This window comes from Paenibacillus sp. NPDC057886, assembly GCF_042796655.1.
Lineage (GTDB): Bacteria > Bacillota > Bacilli > Paenibacillales > Paenibacillaceae > Paenibacillus.
Genome location: NZ_JBHVMZ010000015.1, coordinates 23,397 through 45,469, shown reverse-complemented (window position 1 = coordinate 45,469; position 22,073 = coordinate 23,397). Strand labels below are relative to the sequence as shown.

At 48.1% G+C, this 22,073-nt stretch carries 17 protein-coding genes; 2 read left to right on the top strand and 15 right to left on the bottom strand.

What is annotated here, in order from left to right:
- Positions 1-2: 2 nt before the first annotated feature.
- The 3 genes from ACFVQB_RS32415 to nirB all read right to left on the bottom strand — a co-directional run bounded on the left by ACFVQB_RS32415 (position 3) and on the right by nirB (position 5,201).
- Positions 3-422 (bottom strand): hypothetical protein, encoded by a 420-nt coding sequence (locus ACFVQB_RS32415; protein WP_379449134.1) that lies wholly within the window; start codon positions 420-422, stop codon positions 3-5.
- Between the two features lie 326 nt (positions 423-748).
- Positions 749-2,881 (bottom strand): assimilatory nitrate reductase catalytic subunit NasC, encoded by a 2,133-nt coding sequence (nasC, locus tag ACFVQB_RS32410; RefSeq protein WP_379449132.1) that lies wholly within the window; start codon positions 2,879-2,881, stop codon positions 749-751.
- A 40-nt stretch (positions 2,882-2,921) separates the two neighbouring features.
- Positions 2,922-5,201, bottom strand: coding sequence for a nitrite reductase large subunit NirB (nirB, locus tag ACFVQB_RS32405; RefSeq protein ID WP_379449130.1), 2,280 nt, complete (start codon positions 5,199-5,201; stop codon positions 2,922-2,924).
- A 431-nt stretch (positions 5,202-5,632) separates the two neighbouring features.
- On the opposite strand from nirB, the gene ACFVQB_RS32400 reads away from it, so the two are divergent.
- Positions 5,633-6,862 (top strand): nitrate/nitrite transporter, encoded by a 1,230-nt coding sequence (locus ACFVQB_RS32400; RefSeq protein WP_379449263.1) that lies wholly within the window; start codon positions 5,633-5,635, stop codon positions 6,860-6,862.
- A gap of 358 nt (positions 6,863-7,220) precedes the next feature.
- On the opposite strand, the gene fabF is transcribed toward ACFVQB_RS32400, so the two are convergent.
- Entirely contained in the window at positions 7,221-8,459 is a 1,239-nt protein-coding gene (gene fabF, locus ACFVQB_RS32395; RefSeq protein WP_379449128.1) for a beta-ketoacyl-ACP synthase II, read from the bottom strand.
- A 142-nt stretch (positions 8,460-8,601) separates the two neighbouring features.
- On the opposite strand from fabF, the gene ACFVQB_RS32390 reads away from it, so the two are divergent.
- On the top strand, positions 8,602-9,465 hold the full coding sequence (locus tag ACFVQB_RS32390) for a helix-turn-helix transcriptional regulator (RefSeq protein ID WP_379449126.1): 864 nt from the start codon (positions 8,602-8,604) through the stop codon (positions 9,463-9,465).
- Positions 9,466-9,591: 126 nt separating this feature from the next.
- On the opposite strand, the gene ACFVQB_RS32385 is transcribed toward ACFVQB_RS32390, so the two are convergent.
- The 11 genes from ACFVQB_RS32385 to ACFVQB_RS32330 form a co-directional block, all read right to left on the bottom strand.
- Positions 9,592-10,431 (bottom strand): MetQ/NlpA family ABC transporter substrate-binding protein, encoded by an 840-nt coding sequence (locus tag ACFVQB_RS32385; RefSeq protein ID WP_379449123.1) that lies wholly within the window; start codon positions 10,429-10,431, stop codon positions 9,592-9,594.
- A 76-nt stretch (positions 10,432-10,507) separates the two neighbouring features.
- Positions 10,508-11,176: a methionine ABC transporter permease gene (locus ACFVQB_RS32380; protein WP_379449121.1), complete on the bottom strand. Its 669-nt coding sequence runs from the start codon at positions 11,174-11,176 to the stop codon at positions 10,508-10,510.
- Complete coding sequence (locus ACFVQB_RS32375) at positions 11,166-11,984, bottom strand: methionine ABC transporter ATP-binding protein (RefSeq protein WP_379449118.1); 819 nt, start codon at positions 11,982-11,984, stop codon at positions 11,166-11,168. Before ACFVQB_RS32375 ends, ACFVQB_RS32380 begins: the two co-directional genes overlap by 11 nt.
- A 131-nt stretch (positions 11,985-12,115) precedes the next feature.
- Positions 12,116-14,404: an outer membrane protein assembly factor BamB family protein gene (locus ACFVQB_RS32370; RefSeq protein ID WP_379449115.1), complete on the bottom strand. Its 2,289-nt coding sequence runs from the start codon at positions 14,402-14,404 to the stop codon at positions 12,116-12,118.
- Positions 14,405-14,513: 109 nt separating this feature from the next.
- A complete protein-coding gene (locus ACFVQB_RS32365; RefSeq protein ID WP_379449112.1) occupies positions 14,514-15,308 on the bottom strand; it encodes an energy-coupling factor transporter transmembrane component T family protein in 795 nt (264 codons plus the stop codon).
- Positions 15,283-16,791 (bottom strand): ABC transporter ATP-binding protein, encoded by a 1,509-nt coding sequence (locus ACFVQB_RS32360; protein WP_483874971.1) that lies wholly within the window; start codon positions 16,789-16,791, stop codon positions 15,283-15,285. The genes ACFVQB_RS32365 and ACFVQB_RS32360 overlap by 26 nt, the downstream gene beginning before the upstream one ends.
- Positions 16,792-17,385, bottom strand: a complete 594-nt coding sequence (locus ACFVQB_RS32350; RefSeq protein ID WP_379449110.1) for an ECF transporter S component — start codon at positions 17,383-17,385, stop codon at positions 16,792-16,794. It abuts the gene before it with no gap.
- Positions 17,386-18,210: 825 nt separating this feature from the next.
- Positions 18,211-18,870: a pectate lyase gene (locus tag ACFVQB_RS32345; RefSeq protein ID WP_379449259.1), complete on the bottom strand. Its 660-nt coding sequence runs from the start codon at positions 18,868-18,870 to the stop codon at positions 18,211-18,213.
- A 372-nt stretch (positions 18,871-19,242) separates the two neighbouring features.
- On the bottom strand, positions 19,243-20,118 hold the full coding sequence (locus ACFVQB_RS32340) for a radical SAM/SPASM domain-containing protein (RefSeq protein WP_379449107.1): 876 nt from the start codon (positions 20,116-20,118) through the stop codon (positions 19,243-19,245).
- 125 nt (positions 20,119-20,243) lie between these two features.
- The gene (locus ACFVQB_RS32335; protein WP_379449105.1) at positions 20,244-21,098 is read right to left on the bottom strand and encodes a carbohydrate ABC transporter permease; all 855 of its coding nucleotides are present in this window, start codon (positions 21,096-21,098) and stop codon (positions 20,244-20,246) included.
- Between the two features lie 4 nt (positions 21,099-21,102).
- A complete protein-coding gene (locus ACFVQB_RS32330; RefSeq protein ID WP_379449103.1) occupies positions 21,103-21,975 on the bottom strand; it encodes a carbohydrate ABC transporter permease in 873 nt (290 codons plus the stop codon).
- Between the last annotated feature and the right edge of the window lie 98 nt (positions 21,976-22,073).

Genomic DNA, 22,073 nt, shown 5'->3' with positions numbered 1-22,073 from the left:
CTTTACCACAGACGCCCGGCAAGCATTGTAAAGCGGATAAATACCACGTTATCGTCTTCCTGTATAATCAACGGCTCATCCAGTGCCTGCAATTCTTCATCATTGAGAAACACTTTAAATAAACCATCTTCATATGCGGTTACAGCGGTATCCATGGCGCGTGCTACATCGGGAACCCCTTTGTTATAAATTGCGCCAAAGCCCACTTTGCCTGCTGCCCCCTGCTCCTGAATGTCCTCAGGCATCAGGTAGGCAAGCCATTCCGCTTCATTGTTCTTTTCTTGAAGAGCCTTGAGCTGCTGAGCCACCATGTTCTTAATAAGCTGTCTCAGCGTATCGGTTGTTTCCGGAAGTTCGGCAGCTTGTTTGGCAAGTGCCGGCTTGCGTTTACCCAGACTTTTCACCGTAATCCATACGTTCACTGCTTTCCCTCCTATGTATTGCTTTATGTTAGAAGAAGCCTCTATCAGCCCTTATATCTATACCACCATGGAAAATGGACCAAACTTAAGCTTCGGCCTATTTCGTTTTTTATTTAAACATGCGTACATATGTGCCCCTATTGAACATTCTAACGAATATCCCGACCATATTCATGGGCCAATCCTCATGTTTACATGTAACCTCGGAACTATTGCATTCCTACGTTTAATACGCAAAGAAAAGCCGCACAGTCTCATATAAATGGGGGACTGCACAGCCGCTTAAGATCATAATCAGACTTGTAGTATAGTTCAACCTGTATTAATTACCTGACCAATCGAATAGGGCGAATGGTTACTGCAACCGTCTTGAACCCAGGCATACGACAATATGGGTCCAATTCGGGTCTTGTTGCACGATTCACATTCTGAACGCCACCCCAGTGCATCGGCACGAACAAGGTATCTTCTCGAATATACTCCTTGACTCTCGAGCGCACGGTGAAGCTCCCATACTCCGATTGGATCTCTACCCATTCACCATCTAGTACACGATTACGGGCAGCAGTAGCCGGATGAAGCTCAACGAAGTTCTCCAATTCACGAGCTGCCAGCGCTGGACTTCGATGTGTCTGAACCCCTGTCAGGTAATGAGGGAGCACACGTCCATTGGTGAGAATCAAAGGGAATTCCTTGGATATATCATTCCAACCTGCGCTTAACTCCGCTGTAAATACAGCTTTGCCATCAGGGTGTGCAAATTGCTTACGAAATAGCAGCCCCATGCCTTGCTCGTCCGGGGCAGGACATGGCCAATATACACCTTTCTCGTTACGCAAACGTTCATAGGTTATGCCATAATAATCAGCGACTCCGCCGCGACTTGCTACCCGAAGCTCATTAAATATGTCCTCAGCGCAATCATATTGAAAGTAAGAGGCTTGCCCCAACTCTGCAGCAATTCGGCATAAAATGTCCCAATCATCTCGCGTTTCTCCTGGCGCAGGTCGCCCTTTTTCGCGCAACAGAACACGTCCTTCCAGATTGGTCAGTGTTCCTTCGTTCTCCAAATAGGCAGTGACCGGGAGAACCAGATCGGCCAATCGGGCTGTTTCGGACAGAAACATGTCTGCCACAACCAGGAAATCCAGCTTTCGAAGTGCCTCCTCCACCAAACCCACATTGGGATTGGATACAACCGGATTCGAACCCATCACAAGCAGTGCCCGAATATCCTGATCATGGACACGCTCCATCATTTCGTAGGCCGAAACCCCTTTACCCGGTAAACTTACAGGGTCCACTCCCCAGACTGATGCCACATAGGCACGATCAGCTTCATTTTCGATGGAACGATAGCCGGGCAACTGATCGGCCTTTTGTCCATGTTCCCGCCCGCCTTGCCCATTCCCCTGACCTGTGATGGCCCCGTATCCGCAGCCTGGTTTGCCGATTTTGCCAGTCGCCAGTACCAAATTCAGAAAATGTCTGACCGCCAGATGCCCATCCGTTTGCTGCTCCACTCCGCGTGCCGTCATAATCATTCCTGTATCTGCCTTACCGTATGCCGTTGCTGCCTGCCGTATCTGATCCAGATCTACCCCGCATGCCGCTGCCGCCTGCTCCAGTTGTAAATCTGCCAAGCCTTGCCGCACTTGTTCGTATCCATTCGTTCTTTCTTCTATAAAATGGGCGTTCACCATCCCGGCATCCATAATTACCTTCAGCATAATATCCGCCAGCAAAGCATCCATCCCAGGCTTCACCTGTAGGTGAAGATCAGCCATCGCTGCGGTCGCAGTTCTACGAGGATCTATAACGATAATAAAAGCTCCGTTCTCCTTTGCCTCATTGAAGTATGGCAGCAGGGTTGGCTGGCATTCCGCAATGTTGGTGCCTGCCAATACAATACAGCCTGCTTCGGGAATGTCGGATAGACGGAACGTTAGTCCACGGTCCATACCGAATACTTTGCTGCCGGCTGAAGCTGCAGCTGACATGCAGAACCTTCCATTATAGTCGATGTATTTCGTACCTAATGCGACCCTTGCGAATTTGCCCAGAAGATAGGCTGTTTCATTCGTCAAAGAGCCGCCTCCGTATACCCCAACCGTGTCTGCTCCATACTCATCTTTCATAATCTGAAATCGCTCTGCAATATTCTGAATGGCCTCTTCCCAGGAACACGTTACAAGTTCGCCATTGCGACGAATCAACGGATGCATTAACCGTTGCCCACTAAGCGCATGTTGATGTGCATTCATACCTTTGACACACAGTCTGCCCTGGGAGGCTTCATTCGGAACACCCTGGACCGTGTACTCCCCACGATGCAGACCCGTAACAGGTGCAGCAAGTTCTTCAACTGTCATTTTGCATTGTACACTGCAATATGGACATTGGGTCTCCTTTACATGGAGCCTTGAAGCTGTTGATTCTGAACTAACCGATACTCCCATCTTCCATCCCCGCCTTTCAGCTATAATAGACCAACCCGATTCAGGCTTTGCCCTGCACAAAAGGCGTTTCACGGTACAGCCTACCTTCGGATTCTGACGTTAATCCACGCTCATCATGTTGAAAAGCTGCGAGTTCTTTCTGTAACTGGTCATCCAAAAGCGTTTCCCGAATCGCCATGAATCCCAACCGCTCTGCCCATGCCCATAACGGCTCATCATACCAGGCAGTTTGACGGTACCACTGGAGACAGGCAGTTGAGAGCAATGCCGCTTGCTGCTCGGTTTCTGCGACCCCGAGCAATCTGCCTTCCTTGACTGGATGCTCCGCATGCCCACCGGCATAAAGTTCCCATCCTGCAGGAGAAGCCAGCAAACCGATGTCTTGAACCAGTGCGCTCACCAATGACCCAGGCCCTGGTGCGACCCCTATGTTCACGAGAGACGGCATTGCCGTATCTTTCCATCTCCCACGAAGTTGTATAGCCAAGCCACCCACGTCTCTTGCATAGGATGACAATGGAGTATGATCATCCCAGCGTATCCGAGCCTCATGGAAATGCTCAGTCGCGCAATCCACTGGAACCAGAATTGTTCTCTCTTCAACAGCTGAATGTTGACCGCTCATCGTCTCTTGTTCATTCGTCGTATGACCTGATACCTGCAGGTAATAGCGGATCGCGGGGCGACATACCGCGCACCCATGCTCTGAACCCCAGTTCAGCTTCTGCATGATCGGGGTAAGATCCATTTGCCGAGTTCCCGCAGGTGAATGATCCAGTACACCCACGAGACCTTCACGTGAAGCCAGAATATGATTCAAGGCTTCCTTCAGTCCGGCATGCCCCAGCTCTGTGCAGCTGCATACTGGCATTTCAGTCTTTTTCTTCGTTTGCAATATCGCACTGTCACCATCATTATTCTTCAGATTATGTGTATGTTTCACCAGAGCAGCGACCATGGGGCGGCATCCACCACATGAACCTGAGGCTTTGGTCCGTTCCTTGACCTGATCTGCGGTCTGCAGTCCATCTTCCTGAATAGCCTTCATAATCGCAGCTTTCGTCACATTGTTGCAGGCACATACCGTTTCCTGATCCGATAGTGCAGCAGCAGCCATCTCAGCCGGGTCCTGGGCACCTTCACGTGGAGCCAGTTCCACCACGTCCGCCCCTCGTTGCACCAGTCCAAGCAGCGCAGTACCTTCAGCCGTATCTCCGAATAAAATGGCTCCGCGCACCTTGCCAGCCTGCATCAGCACTTTTTTGTATGTGCCCCGAATTCCATCCAGCGTTTGAATAGCTGTCTGCATGCCTTCCCCGCTGATTTCACCGGCTGAGAACACATCAACCCCCGATACCTTCAGCTGAGAATATGGAATCGAACCTTTGTATTCCGGCGTTTCCTGTCCGCAGAGCGTACGTGCGAGCACTTTCCCCTGCTCGTATAAGGGAGCTACCAGACCATAACTGATCCCCCGATGTTCAGCGCATTCCCCAACTGCATATATATCCGGTACACTGGTTCGCATATAGTCATCGACGACAATCGCCCGGTTCGTTGTAATCCCACTTCGCCTCGCCAGATCCACATTCGGCCGAATGCCCACAGCCACAACGACAACCTGGGCTTCAAGCCTTGAACCATCTGTGAAAAGAAGCCCCTGGGCCTGCGAACGTCCGGTAATCTTCTGAGTATTTTTCGCCAAAAGAAAGGACATGCCCTGACCCTCAAGCTCTTGCTGAAGCATCGCGGCAGCCTTATGATCCAGCTGTCGGTTCATAATGTACGGTGCATTATGCACCACCACGGCTTCCATGCCCAGATGCAGCAACCCGCGTGCAGCCTCCAACCCAAGCAATCCACCCCCAATAACGGCTGCCTTGCGATATTCTTTCGAATATTCGGACATGCGTGTACAATCATCAATCGTACGAAAGGACATAACCCTCTCCTTATCGATCCCGGGGATCGGTGGAACAAACGGAGAAGATCCCGTTGCCAGAATCAGTATGTCATAGGCTTCCCTCTTGCCGGATTCAGTCTCTATATATTTCGCGCGGGTATCCACTCTATTCACCGTTTGCCCTGCACATAGTCGAATACCGTGTTTGTCATACCAGGACCAATCGTTAATAATGATATCCTGTAACGAATGCTCGCCTTGCAGTACTTTAGATAACATAATCCGATTGTAGTTGGGACGGGGTTCATTACCGTAAATAACAATCTCATATGTAACAGGCTTTAGCGCAATAATCTCTTCCACACACTTTACACCGGCCATGCCATTCCCGATAATCACAAGTTTCGTTTTTCTCATGGGCTCCCCCCCTATCTCTGTTACATATGCTTGTAAATAAACAGAAAAATCCCTTCTCCACATATCGGAAAAGGGCACCGTTGCCTCTGGAATCCACACGCCATTGTATGGTTTCATATTAGATTCAGATTAAGGCAACCTCAATTAAATGTCAATAAAATTAACATATAAAATTTAAAGAACTATAAAAAATGAATATTTCAGAATTTTAATGTTATTTTTGTTGACATAAAAGTTTTCTCTTTTTATAATTTGAATCAAAATCACAGTGTTGTGATCAACTCTGGGTGCGGAACACAATGACGTGTTCCGCCAGTCGGCAACGGGGCCGCAAATCGTTCATTTCAGGACGAATTGCGGCCTTTTTTTGCCTGAACATGCACATAGGCAAGTTATAAAGATACCAATTGGATAAGGAGCGATGATGGATGATGGAGAGCAAAAGTTTTTGGAAAAGCGGGCATAAGCCCACTCTATTCGGCGCGTTTATGTATTTTGACATCAGTTTTATGATATGGGGTATGCTTGGTCCACTCGCTGTAGTGATTGCTTTGGATTATCCGATGACACCGCTTGAAAAGGCCAATTTGGTGGCATTGCCTATTCTTGGCGGCTCCATCCTGCGGCTTGTGCTTGGGTTCATGTCCGATTATATCGGTCCCAAACTGACCGCCCAGATCGGGATGCTCGTCACTCTTGTTCCCTTGTTACTGGGCTGGCTATGGGTTGACTCCCTGAGCCAACTGTATGTGGTGGCTCTCTTGCTAGGTGTAGCAGGCGCCTCCTTTGCTGCTGCTTTGCCATTGGCAGGACAATGGTATCCCAAAGAGCATCAAGGTTTGGCCATGGGTATTGCCGGAGCAGGGAATAGCGGAACGGTCCTTGCAACGTTGTTCGCCAATCGTTTGGCTACCCATTTTGGTAGCTGGGAAGTGGTATTTGGGCTTGCGATTATACCGATCGCCATCGTATTTGTTCTCTTTTCCCTCTTTGCCCGAAATAGTCCCAACCGCCCTGAGCCTAAGAAATTGTCTCAATACGGAAGCTTGCTGAAACAAAAGGACGCTTGGGTATTCTGTGCCTTTTACTGCGTAACCTTTGGTGGCTTCGTTGGATTATGTAACTATCTGACCATCTTCTTTAATACGCAGTATGGCCTGTCTCCTGTCCATGCCGCCGACATTACCACATTCTGTGTGATCGCAGGCAGTTTCTTCCGGCCTGTAGGGGGTTATCTGGCTGACAAGGTTGGCGGAACACGCATGCTGACCTTCCTGTATACAGGAGCATGTATCATGCTGATTGGTGTGTCCTTCATGCCACCGCTTCCGGTTGTCGTTGTTATGCTATTTCTCGGCATGATGTGTCTCGGTGCCGGGAACGGCTCCGTGTTCCAACTGGTTCCCCAGCGGTTCGGCAACGAGATTGGACTGATGACAGGCATTGTAGGTGCCGCTGGCGGATTGGGCGGGTATGCATTGCCCTTGATTCTCGGCCAACTGTACAGTTCCTACCAATCCTACACACCTGGCTTTGTCATTCTTAGTCTGATTGCGGCTGCATCTATGTTCCTCGTTCTGTTCATGCAATCACGTTGGCGTGTCAGTTGGCTGCGCAAAACAAGTAAGGGTATCACTGAATCTCCATCCCTCTCGTCCTGATCATCAGCATTATTCGTCCGTAGTCTGCTGTATACAGATGCGGATAATCATCGCCAAAAGGGGCTGTCCGATAAGTCATGAGCATGACGGTGGACGCCCCTTGTTAACGTTATTTTGGACTAACGAATCTGGCACCCGCTATTCGCTCCCATTTGCACAATTCTGAGATGTAACGAATCACAGAGACGTTATTTCATCGATGAGGTCGATTTTTAGGCTCTGACGCCGTTTTTCACTGAATTAACGTCACTGAAGTTCGTTAAAAATTGCATTCCTTGCGAATCCGACGTTTAGGGTGCCGTAGGTTCGTTAGCACCTTGAAGCGAAATGGGAAGCCCTTTCGAGACAGCCCTTCTGTTCAAGAAGAATATTTCTGCAAAATAATGACCGCATTATGACCACCAAAGCCAAATGAATTGGACATGCCAATCTTCAGGTCAGCTTCTCGTGCAACGTTGGGTACATAATCGAGATCACATTCCGGATCGTTCTGCTCTTGATTGATTGTCGGTGGAATGATACCGCTACGTAAGCTTTGAATGAGCGATATGGCTTCCGCACCACCAGCCGCACCCAGCATATGTCCGGTCATCGATTTGTTTGCCGTTACCGGAATATGATAGGCTTCCGCACCAAACAGCTGCTTGATTGCTCGGGTCTCGGAAAGATCACCCGCTTCAGTACTGGTAGCATGAGCATTAATGACATCAATTTCTTGCGGCTGAAGCTGTGCATCTGCCAGAGCTGCTTTCATGGCCAAGTATGCACCACGCCCTTCCGGGTGGGTGGCCACCATATGATACGCGTCTGAACTGGCACCATAACCTACGATCTCCGCAAGGATGTTTGCGCCTCTCGCAAGGGCGTGGGACAAAGACTCCACAACCAAGACCCCGGCACCCTCAGCCATGACAAAACCGTCTCTGCCTGCATCAAATGGTCGACTCGCCCCTTCGTACGCTTCGTTTCGTGTAGATAGCGCCGTCGCATTGCCGAAGCTTGCCAGTGATACTTCGGTGACAGCTGCCTCCGTCCCTCCAGCAAAAATCACATCTGCTCCACCATGACGGATCAGCCGGAAAGCCTCACCTATTGCTGTGTTGCCGATCGAACAGGCTGTCACTGGCGAGAGAGTGGGACCCCAACAGCCAAATCTCATGCTCACCATAGCCGCAGCCATATTGGATATCATCATGGGCACCAGTGTTGGACTGACTCTCGAAGGCCCACGTTCAGACAGGAGTTTACCTTGCTCCATCAGGGTCTGGATTCCGCCGATGCCGGAACCGATATACACGCCAACGCGCTCCCTGTCCACATGATCCATCTCGAGACCGGAGTCAGATAAAGCCTGATCTGCTGCCGCAACAGCAAATTGCACGAACCGGTCCATACGCCGTGCTTCCTTCCGTCCAAACCGTTCTTCTCCGTCAAAATCACGGACCACCCCTGCTATCTTCGTTTTATAGGACGTTGTATCAAACGCTTCAATTGGCGAAATTCCCGATTTGCCTTCCACCAATCCATTCCAAAATGTATGCACATCATTCCCCAGAGGAGAGATAATCCCCATTCCAGTGATAACAACACGCTCCATAATGCATCCTCCTTTAGTGCTCTTTCCATACTTGTTTAGTTAAGTTATGCACTTATATTGCCATTCGTATTATCCTATTACAAGTTGTCAATTATAATAGTATAATGACTACCATGATAAACTCAGGAACGAAGGTGATGGAATGAACCATGATGTCAGGCTGCAGGCACTGTCCGCTTTTCTGAAAAACCAACGTTCCAAAATCTCTCCGGAATCCGTCGGATTACCCGCGGGCTCCCGGCGAAGAACGCCTGGATTAAGAAGAGAAGAAGTCTCCCAATTGGCAGGAGTGAGCACAACGTGGTACACCTGGCTTGAACAGGGCCGAGATATTCAGGTATCTCATTCCGTATTGGATAACATCGCCTCAGCTCTCAGGCTGACAGCGGATGAACGGAAGTATTTGTTTTCCCTTGGTCTGGAGTACCATTCGGAACTTCATATCCTGGATGAGAAGCCACTCCAGATTCATCCCTCCTTGCAGAAAATATTGCAGGAACTTCGCAATTGTCCCACCATCATCTCGGACCGACGCTGCCACATTGTTGGCTGGAATGACGCGGCGCGGCATGTGTTTATGGACTTTGAACAGATTCCTGCTGAACAGAGGAACATGATCAGCTTGTTGTTTGAACGAAAGGAATTTCGGAGACTGGCCGTCAATTGGGAGGATTTTGTTAGCGGATTCCTGGCTATTTTCCGCGCTTATTACGGTCAATATGTCGATGATGAATGGTATAACTTGTTTTTGGATGACATGATGGACAGATACCCTGATTTTCATACACTCTGGAAACAAAGCAGTGTTAGCAGCGCCCCGGACGTGTTGATTGAATTTAGACATTCCAGAGCTGGCAAAATGCTTTTTGATCTTACTTCACTACAGGTTCAGGGAAATGCCGATTTGCGGTGCAGCATCTACACACCTGCAACAGACACCGCTACCGAGCGGAAACTGATTCGCCTCATGGAGCCAAAGGTAGAATACAACTCTGACAAAAGCTGATCCTGCTTTTTCTCGATTACTCCGTAATACAGATTAACAAAAAAAGACCCAGGCGATGAGGCCTGGGTCTTCGTATTTGTCTTGGATCCATATCTGTAGAATCATTTCAGTGCAGATCAACGGATATTATTTAAAAGCCGGGATCGCAATATCTGCATACTTCTCTTCAAAGAAGGCCTTCACTTCTGGACCCGCCATACGCTTCGCCAGCTTCTGAATGGCTTCCGAATCCTTGTTATCTTCACGGGCAACCAACGTAATGGCAAAATGAGAATCATCCTTCTCAGTGAAAAGCGCATCCTTCTTCGGTGTAAGCCCCAGCGGACTCGCATAAGCCGGAGTCATGGCAACCAGATCCGCATCATCCAACATGCGGGCCAGCATCAACAGATCCACTTCTTCGAACTTGAAGTTCTTCGTATTCTCTGTGATGTCTGCCTGTGTTGCATTGAAACCAACGCCTTCTTTCAGCTTGATCAGGCCGTTTTGTTCCATCATGACCAGCGAGCGTCCAATGTTCGACGGATCGTTGGCAATCGCTACCGTTGCACCTTCAGGCAATTCTTCAATAGATTTATATTTTTTGGAATATGCTCCGTAGATGGCATTGTAGATCGGTTGCACAGCCACCAGATTAGCGTTATTTGCTTCATTGTACTGATTCATGTAAGGTACGTGCTGGAAGAAGTTTGCGTCCACTTCCTTGTTCGCCAGTGCAGTATTCGGTTGAACGTTATCCGAAAGTACAACAACTTCCAGATTAACACCATCTTCTTTCAGCAATGGCTTCACAATATCCAGCACATCCGTCATTGGCGGAATCAAGGTAGCTACTTTCAGCGTCACTTCTTGTCCGGCTTGAGTGCCTTCCTTATTTCCTTCCGCCGCAGGTGTTTCTTCTTTTTTGCCGCATCCGGCTGCTACCAGCGTCACTGCCAGCAGTATGAGCATTAGTTTTGCTTTCATCTGATATATACCCCTTCATCATGTAATCTGTATTGTTCATGCTGTAATTCAATCTTTCTAAAATGCTTGTCCTTCTTCAGGATCTGCGATCGAGCCAGCGGGACAGTCTGCTGCCAGTAAATTGGATCATCTGTACCAGGATAATCATAATAATAATCGTAAATACCATAATCTCCGTCTCGAATCGCTGATAACCGTAACGAATCGCAAAATCACCAACCCCGCCACCACCGACAATACCCATGACCGTAGAGTAAGAGATAAAGCTGATAGTTGCCGTTGTTAAGCCGAGTATGAGACTTGAGCGAGCCTCCACATACAGGAATTTCACCACAAGCTGTAGCGTCGATGCACCCATGGAAGAAGCAGCTTCAACCACACCCTTCGGTACATCAAGCAATGCCTGTTCTACCAGTCTGGCGTAATAAGCAATTGCGATGACCGAGAGTGGCACGGTTGCCGCGAGCGTCCCGATGGATGTTCCAACGATCAGACGTGTGAACGGAATCATAAATACGACTAGCAGCAGAAACGGGAAGGAACGAATGATGTTGACCAGACTTCCCAGAATCGTGAACAGAGGTCGATTCTGATAACGCTGCCCTCTTCTGAACAGATACAACAGTGTACCCAGAGGCAACCCGACTAAAACGGCCGCCGTGATGGAGATCCCCACCATGACAAACGTCTCTCCGATGGCCTTCCAAATTTCATGCTGATACTTCACAACGGACTCAGGTATCATCGTTATTGTCCTCCTGACCGCTATGAAGAGAAGTATTTCGTCCACTCATGGATGCATCTTCGCCCATCAACAAGGATGTTAGAAGATCAGGCTTCGGTGCCGGTATACTGCGTACTTCCGCTTCCGACAGCGTTTTGATGATCTGCCCCTCTTTCATCACAGATATTCGGTTACAGAGCTTTCGGGCAACCTCCATCTCATGTGTAACGAGTACAATAGTTACACCCAGCGTTTCATTGACATGACGCAGCACATCCAGAATTCCACTCGTGGTCTGCGGATCTAGCGAAGATGTTGGTTCATCACAGAGCAGCACATCCGGGCGGCTGGCCAGTGCTCTGGCGATGGCAACACGTTGCTTTTGCCCTCCGCTTAACTGTGCAGGATACTGGTTGGCCTTATCCTCAAGTCCTACAAATCTCAATACCTCAAGTCCCCGTGCAACCCGATCGGTACGGGAGACGCCAGCGAGTTCCAGAGGCATGCAGACATTGCCGCTTACGGTCCGATTGCTGACCAGATTGAAGTGCTGAAAAATCATGCCAATGGACCTCCGTGCCTCACGCAGACTACGCTCACTCATCCGGGTCAGATGCTGCCCATTCACAATGACTTCGCCGTCATCCGGCTTCTCCAATCCATTGAGCATGCGCAGAAGCGTGGATTTCCCTGCACCACTGGAGCCGATAATGCCGTGGATCTCTCCCTGGCCTACTTCAAGGGAAACCGAGCTTAGCGCCTCGAATCCCTGATCTTCACGGGACCCACGCTCGTTATATCGCTTGCTTACCCCGTATAATGAAATCATGGGAGATTCCTCCTGCGATTAATCGTACATGGTCCTTCAAGAACACATGAAGAAAGCCCGCACAGCCGATAACCGGAGCGCGAGCAATCCTGTTTATTTATAATAAATCATCATTCGACATGAAACAAGCTTTAACGTGAGATATCTGTGTTCAGATCACTTGCTTCATATCTACTGAACCGTCCGTTGGACGACCCAATATAGACTTCATTTCCAAGCCGGTTCATGGTTCCGTTCTTCGCATCCCGATCACGATGTTCCGGGTTCCCCATCACAACGTCATGCACACGACCAATCAAGGTACCGTCATTTTTATCCATGACCAGAAGATCCTCACCCATCGGTAGCAAAAGCTGATCTTCAATCACCACGTAACTCCCCTGATTGGTAGGGTATCGAAGTGACGAAATCGTGTTTTGTGTATTCCAACGTGTCTCTCCTGTATCATATGCAAGGGCTGCCGGGTACCCGTTTTTGATTACATATAATTGATCGTCCTCCACAAGGCCCCGTTCAATTTTGTCGGTCAGCGTCCATCGTTTTTTACCGCTCTTGGCATCATACAAGGTGGTTGTAAAATCTGCATAGTCACCATACATTTCCCCGTTTTTGTTTTCACGAATGAGTACCATGCCGTCATTCAGCACCTCAATTTGCTGTCCAACCCGGGCTGGAAAATGTGCAAGCTGCTTGCCTGTGTTCAAATCGACCAGCACCCACTGGTCATCCAGCAGCATCCAGCGTTCTGGCTGTGCGGGTGCAAACGGATCAAGACGGGTGATCCCGTCAAAATAAGGATTCCGATCAAGATGATCTATTGTCGACTTCCCTGCTGCAATGCTCCACACAGTGCGGCCTGAACGCGGATCAGCTGCAATTAGTTTATCCTTTTCCCAATACATGACATAAGGATCTTCCGCGCTCTTGTTCAATAATTCATAACCGGCAGTTAGTTTACGCTTCCATAATGTTTTTCCATTCTTGCTGTCCAATACGCTTAACCAGCTATTGCTTGAACCTTCAACAACCGGACTATCAACAACAACTACATTCTTTGCAGCTGTGATCCCGTTCAATCTGAATTTTTGCTTGGGAGCATATTCCCATACGACATCACCGCTCTTCAATTGGAGGTGGCGTATACGATCCACGTATTCTTTCTTGTCAGGGTCATAATCGGTATACATTGTAACGTATTGGCGTCCTGCATCCACCTCTACCTGCTGTCTTCCAAATCCACCATTGATCTCCCATAACTTCCGGCCTGAATGACGATCAAGGGCGTAAAAAGAACCTTCGTAATATCCACCACTAAATCCACCATCATCACCTTTCATCAGGAGCACATCATCTGTCGCTGCTTGCAAAAAGGTATAGTTGATATCTCCCTGATTGGTCCATATTGATTTCCAGGGTAATGTTGATGGCAGCACCTTGCCATATATTTTGGTCGTGAACTCGTAGTTGTCCGAACGACTGAGGTTCCAATCCGACACCACATGGTTTCGATCATCCTGCGGTATATTCCAGCGTGTTCTGACAAGCTTGCCGTTCTTATTGAATGTCACCAGAAATTGCCCATCCGCTCGCTCATACCGCCAAGTCTGTCCAATACTCATCGCATTCCCCGTATCATTCAAATTGCTTGAGTATTCTTTCCAATCCGGTTCACCAAGCCATTGTTTGACTTGTTTGGACGTTGTCTTTGGGTTCAGCAAGATATCGGTCAAATGATGTACAGCAGATGTGGACAGAGATGCACCTTGTTGAAACCAACCATTTGCTAGATTAGCCTGCTGCTCGACATCCTGTGCCTTAACCCAAAGCAATGCAGGTCGATAAGTGGACGATTCCTTGTTCCAGACGCGGGGAGCAATGGACACGCCATACCAGTCCTTCGTCGCTGCAACAATAAATGCCTGATCAGTCAACGGTGTATCTGCGGACCAGCTTGTTGAGCTTCCTGGAGTCAGATACAGCTTGCTTCCGGGACGAAGACTGAACGTCTGGGGAGTTATCGTCTTCAGGCCTTTACTTTCCTGCGATGTATACCAGCTGGGCATCCAATAATCCCCTATGTCATGATCCTTGAATTTGATCCATTCCCCACGAACCGCGTAAACATTCAAATTATCCTGACTGGAAGTGTAGTAGCTTATCCTCATCAGGTCAACAGCCACTTTGTTATCTATTACTTGCCTGAACAAGGGAATACCCGCCACCAGACTTATCGTATCTCCCTGTTTGTAAATTAATTTTGCTTGTGCGGATAAGGCTTGATTTGTTGAACTGGCGCTTTGCCCTGCAATGGTTACCATATTCAGATCCTGCAAAATAAACCCCGTCACAAGCACAGCCGATATGCCAACAATGGTCATCCACCTGGAACCCGTCCTCAGCCCAATGCGCTCTTTCTTCACGCTCGTTCACCCCATCAATTTGAAGGTATTTCCATTAAAGACGTTTTGAACAAGGAAAAGTTACTGTTACTCCCAAATATATTTACAAGGTACGAAATAATTACAGGTCTCACCTTACATCCACTAGCGTTGAATGATAAGGGAATGTGATTCCCAATAAATAAGCAGCCGTCAACATGATGATAAAATATCCCACAAACCATACATCCGCTCGGGAATACCCGATCTGAATGTAATAGGTCCGGCTCCCGTTTTCCTTGAATCCTTTCGCTTCCATCGCCACCGCCATACGCTGCGCACGGCGAATACTCTGTGCAAGTAGTGGAATAGCGTATCGTTTCAGTATGCCGTATACATTCCAGCGGGAGCCGCGCTGCCTCGTTCCCCGAATACGGATGGCATAACGCAGCGTCTGGAATTCATCTAGCAAAATCGGAATCATGCGCATAGCCGCCAGAAAACTATAGGCATACTTGGACGGGAGCCTCCACTGCTGCATGAGGGAATAAAAGAGACGAACAGGCTTGGTCGTCAGGCCGAATAACAATCCAGCTGCCGCCATACTTAGCGAACGAAATCCCAGATGCAACCCGCGATAGAAGCTCTCTTCGGTAATATGAATCAATCCCCACTGAAACCAGGTGGTCTCACCTTTACCAAACATGATCATACCTGTAGAGGTGGAGATAAATACCAGAATGAACGGAGACGCATACAACAATAGTCTGGGCCATGGGTGACCTGTCCAGCCCAGCAATAACAGCATGACGACTGTCACATTCGCCATAACATTCAGGTTGTGAACAAGGATGACGAAGATAAATAGCAGTGTCAGGAAAATCATTTTCAACCCCGGATTCACTGCGTGAAGCCAGGTCTCACGATGAGGAAACGAGAGCTGCATCCGTTAACCTCCCCTCATCCACCGTCCAGATCCGGGTACAATAACGTTTCACGATTTCCCGGTCATGCGTTACCATTACAATGGCTGTCCCTTCACGCCGCAACCGCTCCAGCTGTGATAACATGGCAAAGGTATTCCGCGCATCCTGTCCAAATGTAGGCTCATCCAGTAACAAAATACGCTGTTCCCGTACCAGAGCTGATGCTACACTCAGCCGTCGTTTCTGTCCCATAGACAATTGGTATGGATGCCTACCGGACAGCTCAGTCAGTCCGAATTGCTCCAGCATATGATCGGTTCGGATACCTCTTTCTTCGGCAGTTAGCTTGCCGCTCAGCAAGGAAAATCCCACTTCATCCCGAACCGTATTTGTCACGAATTGAAATTCAGGATTCTGGAATACAAAGGCCATGCGATCTGCAAGCTGCTCGGTTTTTCCAGCCGATTGTCCTTCCACAACGTAATGACCTGTCGTTTTCAGGATATTCATCATGGACAGCAATAATGAACTTTTACCTGCCCCGTTAGCCCCGACAATCCCCACCCAATCTCCGTGCCATACCTTGGCCTGTTCCACCTGAATGAATGGCGTTTTTCCGCGCCACCCGGTGAATTGCTGCATTTCCAGGGCTGGCTGGAGCAGAGCAGGAACTCGCGCCTCCTTGTTATCCATACTTTCAGTTTCTGTGGCCCCATATCGAATAGGCTCTCCTGTGACCAACGCCTGTGCCTTCGTCTGGCCTCGCTCTTCCCAGACACCTGGATACCAGATTCCGTATTCTCTCAGCATATTCCGCTCATCTGTAAACACCCGATTCGCCGGGCCATCTGCCACAATCTTTCCTTCAGGCGACAAAACGATGATTCGGTCTACCCACTCGACAATTTCATTAATTTTATGTTCTACGATAATGACTGTTTTGTCCTGTGCAATCTGTTTCACCGTATCCCACACCTGAAAGGTTCCTTCATCATCCAGCAGTGCCGTTGGTTCATCCAAAAAGAGTACGTCTGGCTCCATGGCCAGAATCGAAGCCATCGCAAGACGCTGTTTCATGCCCTGAGACATGGATTGAATGAGTGTGCGATTATGCTCAAAGCATAATCCGACCTGTTCCAGGTATCGCTTGATAAGAGCAGGCATCTGCTCGCGTGGAATATTCCGGTTTTCCAATACAAAAGCAATCTCTTCATCCGTATATGACATACAGAACTGGGTATCCGGATCTTGAAAAACAATGCCGGGCTGCTCAGGCACCTGAATGTCATCACATTTCATCGGAATCTCCACAGATCGCGGAATTAGACCGCTCAGAATTTGCAGCAAGGTTGATTTGCCAGAGCCACTTGGTCCGAGCAACAATACTTTCTCCCCTTGACGCACAGAGAGAGACAAGCCTTGAAACACCAAGGCCTTCTCTCCCGGGAACTTGCATCTTAGATTCGTAACACTTACCGCCTGCGAATTCCCTGCTTCATTCATCTAGTCCAGCGCCTCATAATCCTGCTTCGACACCGGTCTGAGGGATCGTGTTACACCTGTAAGCTCCAACGCTTTGGCAAGATAATAGGCGAATATTCCCGCAATCAGAATACTGCCAATGAAGCGGAAACCGATAAACAGCGTGTAGTTCCAAGCCGAGAGGGAATCAATGTACCCGTACTGATAATCCAGTACAAGCGAAGCCGCCGCTGCACCAATAGCTGCAAGGCAGGTGACGAACAGATTGCTTTTCCGATACAAGAATGCGGCGAAGAAGATCTCTGCACCCAGCCCTTGCAACAGCCCATACACCAGTGTCGACATGCCCCACTCACTTCCGAGAAAAGCACTCACCGTTGAAGCCGCAACTTCAGCCAGAATGGCTACACCCGGCTTGCGAATGATTACATAGGCAAAGGTGCCCGCCATAAACCACATGCCGTAAATCATCTGCTCCGCATGAACGCCGAATGGCTTCATCAGATCATATGTAGGTCCCCATATTTTGTAGATCACCCCGAAGACCACCGCAATCACAATCGTTACCAGAATATCGGTTAACTTCAATCTGTTGCTGCCTGCTGCTGTTGACATGTTCTCTACTTCCTTCCTCTGTTTCCCTTGATTTATAAAATAAACAATAAAAGCCTCCCCGGTTCCCAGGCAGACCATACGCACAGTTTACAATTCTCACGATGCTACGCATTAGGCAGATATAGAGAAAGAAGAAACAAACGACACCATCCCCGTCACATCAGAAAAATCCGTTGCACCCAAGAAACGCTGACATTTATGATCTATTCCTTATCCCTTATCGCTTACCATTGCTCATCGCAAATTCATGTTCTCTACGCTGGCATTACCCAGATCAGATATACGGTCAGCGGCACAAGGCCGCTCTCTCAGCCCAACTTCATTGAGCTCCCGGTTCACTTATTTCATTGCTTCTACTGTACAACACATGGGTATTTGTGACAATCCCGATATGGAAAAATCAGTTTAACCTAAAAGAAAGAGTGATTAACTATATGTTTCATTTGTGCGCGATATGCCTTTTATCCAAGCTGTATTTCTTGCATGCAGCCTTCAGATCATACCAAGGGCCTGTCTCGAAAGGACCTCCCATTTCGGTAAGCTTGACCACACAGCTGGTCAGCGTGATGCGTCAAGCTTGCATCGTTCTAACGAATCTACCGCACCTTAAACGGCCGATTCTCAAGGCAAGCAAATTTTAACGAACCTCAGTGACGTTAATTCAGTGCAAATGGCAGCAAATAACGTGTGTCAGGTTTGTTAGTCCAAAATAACGCGAACAGGGGATGTCCCCCGTCATATTCATGACTTATGGGACAGCCCATTTAATTGGTATGCTTCATATCGTTTAAAGGAAAATTATTGCGAACAAGTACGCTCCTTTTTTTAATATTGAGTATTCCCGGATTGACTTGTTTTACCCGATGCAAAGCCTTTAAACAAGGTCGGTACTTTGGAATAACGAGTGTTTGTAATTTTTCCTTGCGATGTACTGCTGTCCGTACGCATAATGGAATCTTTGACATTGGAAATGTCCGAGTTGTCGAGCGTCATGTTCACGGCGAAGGTTGTTCCGCCATTTTGACGCACCAGCTTGCCAATATCGTCTGCACGGAAATTTTTAATGTTAATCGTTCCCGCTGCATTCATTTGAAATACTTTATCATATGCCTTGTAAGCTGCTCCACCAGTGATGTTGACCGTTCCGGAAGACTTCAGCGTCAGTGCATCCTCGCCAACATCCTCCCAAATCACATTTGAAATCGTACAGTTACCGTAACAATGAACACCGTCAGCTGCAGGTGAACCGATAATCACATTTTTGAGCGTCGCGCCTGCCTCCAATCGGAATACCGGCTTCTGATCTTCCGCTTGAGATCCATCTCCCAGAGTGGAGGGGTTGGCTACATACGTTTGGCCTTTACCGTCAAACGTTTCACCCTTGGCTACAATAATCGTTGAGTTTACAACAGTAGGTGCAGCAAAAGCTGGAATTGCACCGAACAATGAAGCGACCAGACCGGCGGACAGCAACAACGTCAACATTTTTTTCACAACTTAAATCCTCCCTTATTCTGATGAATTGGCGTACAAGCATGAGCTTGTCCTCAAGGAATCGATCAGAGGTGCACCTCTGGCTCGGAACCTACCCTGATCCTACCAAAAAAAAGATGTTACGATAATAATCATTAGCTTTGATATAAATACGACAGCATTATGCCTGTGATCTCGGCATTTTTTGCATCATAGTCCATTGTGTAATGTGCCGATCTCAACTTCGGGTATGCTTCATTTACAACTTGTAATCTATGGTTATATGCTCCCTTATCGTTCTAGAAAAAACGAAAGACCACTTCATCTGTTTCCAGACAACGTGATCTCTATTATTTTGGATCTCATTTTATTTATTAAATTACGCTAGGCTCCAAACCGCTGACGATATCCGCACTTCCGACATAATTCCTCCACCGCTTCCCGTTTGGAGAAACCATAGAACAGATTGTTAGCTCGTTCACCATCCACAATCTCCGAGAACGATTTTTCGTGAACGTTGCCCAAGTTAATTACACCCTCACCATCGAGACAGCATGGAACCACAGTTCCATCAACAAGCACGGCTGCCTGACTACGAAGCGCATGACAGAAACCTTTGCCATCATCTTCGGGTGCATCCAGACTTGGCCACTGGAATTCATGATCCTGATTCAGATACACATTCGGGGCAATTTTGACACCGCTCCCCGGCACCACCTTCTCCTCAATACGGAAATCCAGGTTGAACTCTCTTTCAAGAACCTCCAGCGTCTCCCGGTTTCGGTTCATCTGCGCATTCGTGAAGTTATCCTGTGTCAGATTCCAGAGTCGGAATGAAATAATGACATTGTGCTTCACTGCTTCCCGGACAAAAGACAACACATTGCCCAGATAGCCCTCACGGTCTATAGAACCTTCATGACCATCAAAGCTGTGCAGGGAGAAGTTCATCTGACGCAGTGCCGGTTTGCCGAGCAGTTTGTGCTGGGTCTTGGGCAGTAGCGTACCGTTTGTCGTAATGTTGACCTTAAATCCCTTCTCATGCGCTGAATCCAGTAACAGATCAATTTTGGGATGAAGCAACGGCTCACCTTTGACATGTAAATAAATATGTTTGGTATGGGGCTTGATCTGATCCAATATATTGTTGAAGACTTCAGGGTCAATGAAATTTTTGGCACGTTTCGTCTGTGGACAGAAGCTGCATGCCAGATTACATATACTTGTGATCTCAATATATACTTTCTTGAACGTTTTCAACTCGGGGTCCCCATTCTGCTTAGAGGGAGAACAGTCCCACCCTCATTTGTGATCCGGCCCATATGTGCCACCACTATTATATCGGGTTCGGGAGCCGAGGTAAATCCGAGAACGGGTTAATCCGTTTATCCTTTTACCCCTCCAACCATTAGCCCGGAAATGAAGAATCGCTGGAAGAACAAGAACAGAATTAGAATAGGCACGATGGCGAGTACTGCTCCAGCGATTAGTTCCTCATAATGATTGCCAAGTGGCGATACGAATGAGGCAAGCCCTATCGGCAGTGTGAATTGTTCGGTTGTCCGAAGCACAATGAGCGGCCAGAGGAAATTGTTCCAGCTGTTCATAGCCTGCAAGATCGCAATCGCACCAAAAGCTGGAACCATCAGCGGCACCATGATCCGGAAGAAGATACCGAATTCGGTACAACCATCGATTCTGCCTGCATCCATGAAATCCTTGGGCAAGCCTTGAGCGAACTGTCTGAAGAAGAAAATGGGTAACGGAGCCACAACAAAAGGTAAAATAACGCCCCATACCGTATTGATCAGCTTCAGCTTAATCGTAAGTTCATACAGCGGAAGGATAATAATTTCCATCGGAATCATCATCACGACCAACACCAGGGTAAAGATGAGGTTACGCCCTCTGAATCGATACATGCCCAACCCGTAACCGACCATGGAAGAGAAGAGCAAGCTGAACACCGTGAATAATGCCGTGATGACCAGACTGTTTTTGTACCATGTAAAATAGTGTCCTGCCGCTCCCGTTCCGGCGAAGATCGCCTTATAATTATCCAAGCTCATCAACGCCCAATCCCACCGCACATTCAGTCCATAACGAAACAACTCGGCGGCTGGTTTCAGTGAAGCCAACATCAGTGCATACAATGGAAAGAGCATCAGGACAGCCAAAATCGCAAATAACGCGAATAATAGCAACGAAGCAGCATTTATTTTCATTCCCCATCTATGCATGACATTATTCCTCCTTTCTGAACATTCCCAGAACAGTGAGCTGGAGCATGCTGATCAGGAGTGTAATGACGAGCAATGTAATGCCGATGGCTGCACCAAATCCGAGATTGAAATATTGGAATCCTTGCTGATAGATATAACCTACCATCGTTAACCCAATATTTTGCGGGGAAGGTTTGCCCGCCCAAAGCATGTAACTTTCCGTGAACATCGCGTACCCGCCATACAACGTAATTGTAACAACATAGATGGTAATCGGTTTAAGCATTGGCACAGTAATGCTTGTGAATTTCCTCAGCCCTCCTGCACCATCAATATCTGCCGCCTCGTATAGATCCCTGGGAATGCTCTGCAATGCAGATAAAAAGTACAACATGTTAATCCCGATCCAGCGCCAGCCCGCGAGTACAACGAGCGCAACCATAGCCAGTGATGAACTGTATAACCACTGCTTGCTTGGTATGCCGAAGACGTTCAGGATAGAATTCATCAGTGCACCGTCCAACTCGCCGAAGATAAGCCGGAACACAACCCCCGCCACAACAACGGAGGTCAGTGCCGGAATAAACAGAGCAGATCGAAACAGATTCCGGACCATCATTCGGCTTGAATTCAGCAGCACGGCAAGCACAAGTGGAACCGGAACCAACAATAACAGCGTCCAGAACGTGTATCGAGTGCTGTTCCACAGTGCAGCCCGAAAATCGGCATTCCATAACTTGCGGTAATGCTCAAGTCCCACAAACTGTACATCTCCCGGGAGAACCTGTTGGAAGCTCATCACCCCGGCCCGAAATAAAGGATAGGCAAAGAAAATGAGAAAAGACAAGATGAACGGTAACACAAACAAATACGGAGCCCATGTTCTGGCATTCATTTTTACTCTCCGCCTCCTGGTGGCGGGTATAGAAACCGTCGTTTCCTTTTGCAGCTGCACTGTAAACCAACCTCCAACCTGGAATGAGCCATATGCTC

Bases quoted from the DNA above. Each gene is read 5' to 3' on its own strand.
- ACFVQB_RS32330 (WP_379449103.1), bottom strand. From the start codon at position 21,975: ATGAATGCCAGAACATGGGCTCCGTATTTGTTTGTGTTACCGTTCATC.
- ACFVQB_RS32385 (WP_379449123.1), bottom strand. From the start codon at position 10,431: ATGAAAGCAAAACTAATGCTCATACTGCTGGCAGTGACGCTGGTAGCA.
- ACFVQB_RS32380 (WP_379449121.1), bottom strand. From the start codon at position 11,176: ATGATACCTGAGTCCGTTGTGAAGTATCAGCATGAAATTTGGAAGGCC.
- ACFVQB_RS32390 (WP_379449126.1), top strand. From the start codon at position 8,602: ATGAACCATGATGTCAGGCTGCAGGCACTGTCCGCTTTTCTGAAAAAC.
- ACFVQB_RS32350 (WP_379449110.1), bottom strand. From the start codon at position 17,385: ATGTCAACAGCAGCAGGCAGCAACAGATTGAAGTTAACCGATATTCTG.
- ACFVQB_RS32375 (WP_379449118.1), bottom strand. From the start codon at position 11,984: ATGATTTCATTATACGGGGTAAGCAAGCGATATAACGAGCGTGGGTCC.
- nirB (WP_379449130.1), bottom strand. From the start codon at position 5,201: ATGAGAAAAACGAAACTTGTGATTATCGGGAATGGCATGGCCGGTGTA.
- ACFVQB_RS32400 (WP_379449263.1), top strand. From the start codon at position 5,633: ATGGAGAGCAAAAGTTTTTGGAAAAGCGGGCATAAGCCCACTCTATTC.
- ACFVQB_RS32335 (WP_379449105.1), bottom strand. From the start codon at position 21,098: ATGCATAGATGGGGAATGAAAATAAATGCTGCTTCGTTGCTATTATTC.
- nasC (WP_379449132.1), bottom strand. From the start codon at position 2,881: ATGGGAGTATCGGTTAGTTCAGAATCAACAGCTTCAAGGCTCCATGTA.
- ACFVQB_RS32360 (WP_483874971.1), bottom strand. From the start codon at position 16,791: ATGAATGAAGCAGGGAATTCGCAGGCGGTAAGTGTTACGAATCTAAGA.
- ACFVQB_RS32345 (WP_379449259.1), bottom strand. From the start codon at position 18,870: ATGTTGACGTTGTTGCTGTCCGCCGGTCTGGTCGCTTCATTGTTCGGT.
- fabF (WP_379449128.1), bottom strand. From the start codon at position 8,459: ATGGAGCGTGTTGTTATCACTGGAATGGGGATTATCTCTCCTCTGGGG.
- ACFVQB_RS32365 (WP_379449112.1), bottom strand. From the start codon at position 15,308: ATGCAGCTCTCGTTTCCTCATCGTGAGACCTGGCTTCACGCAGTGAAT.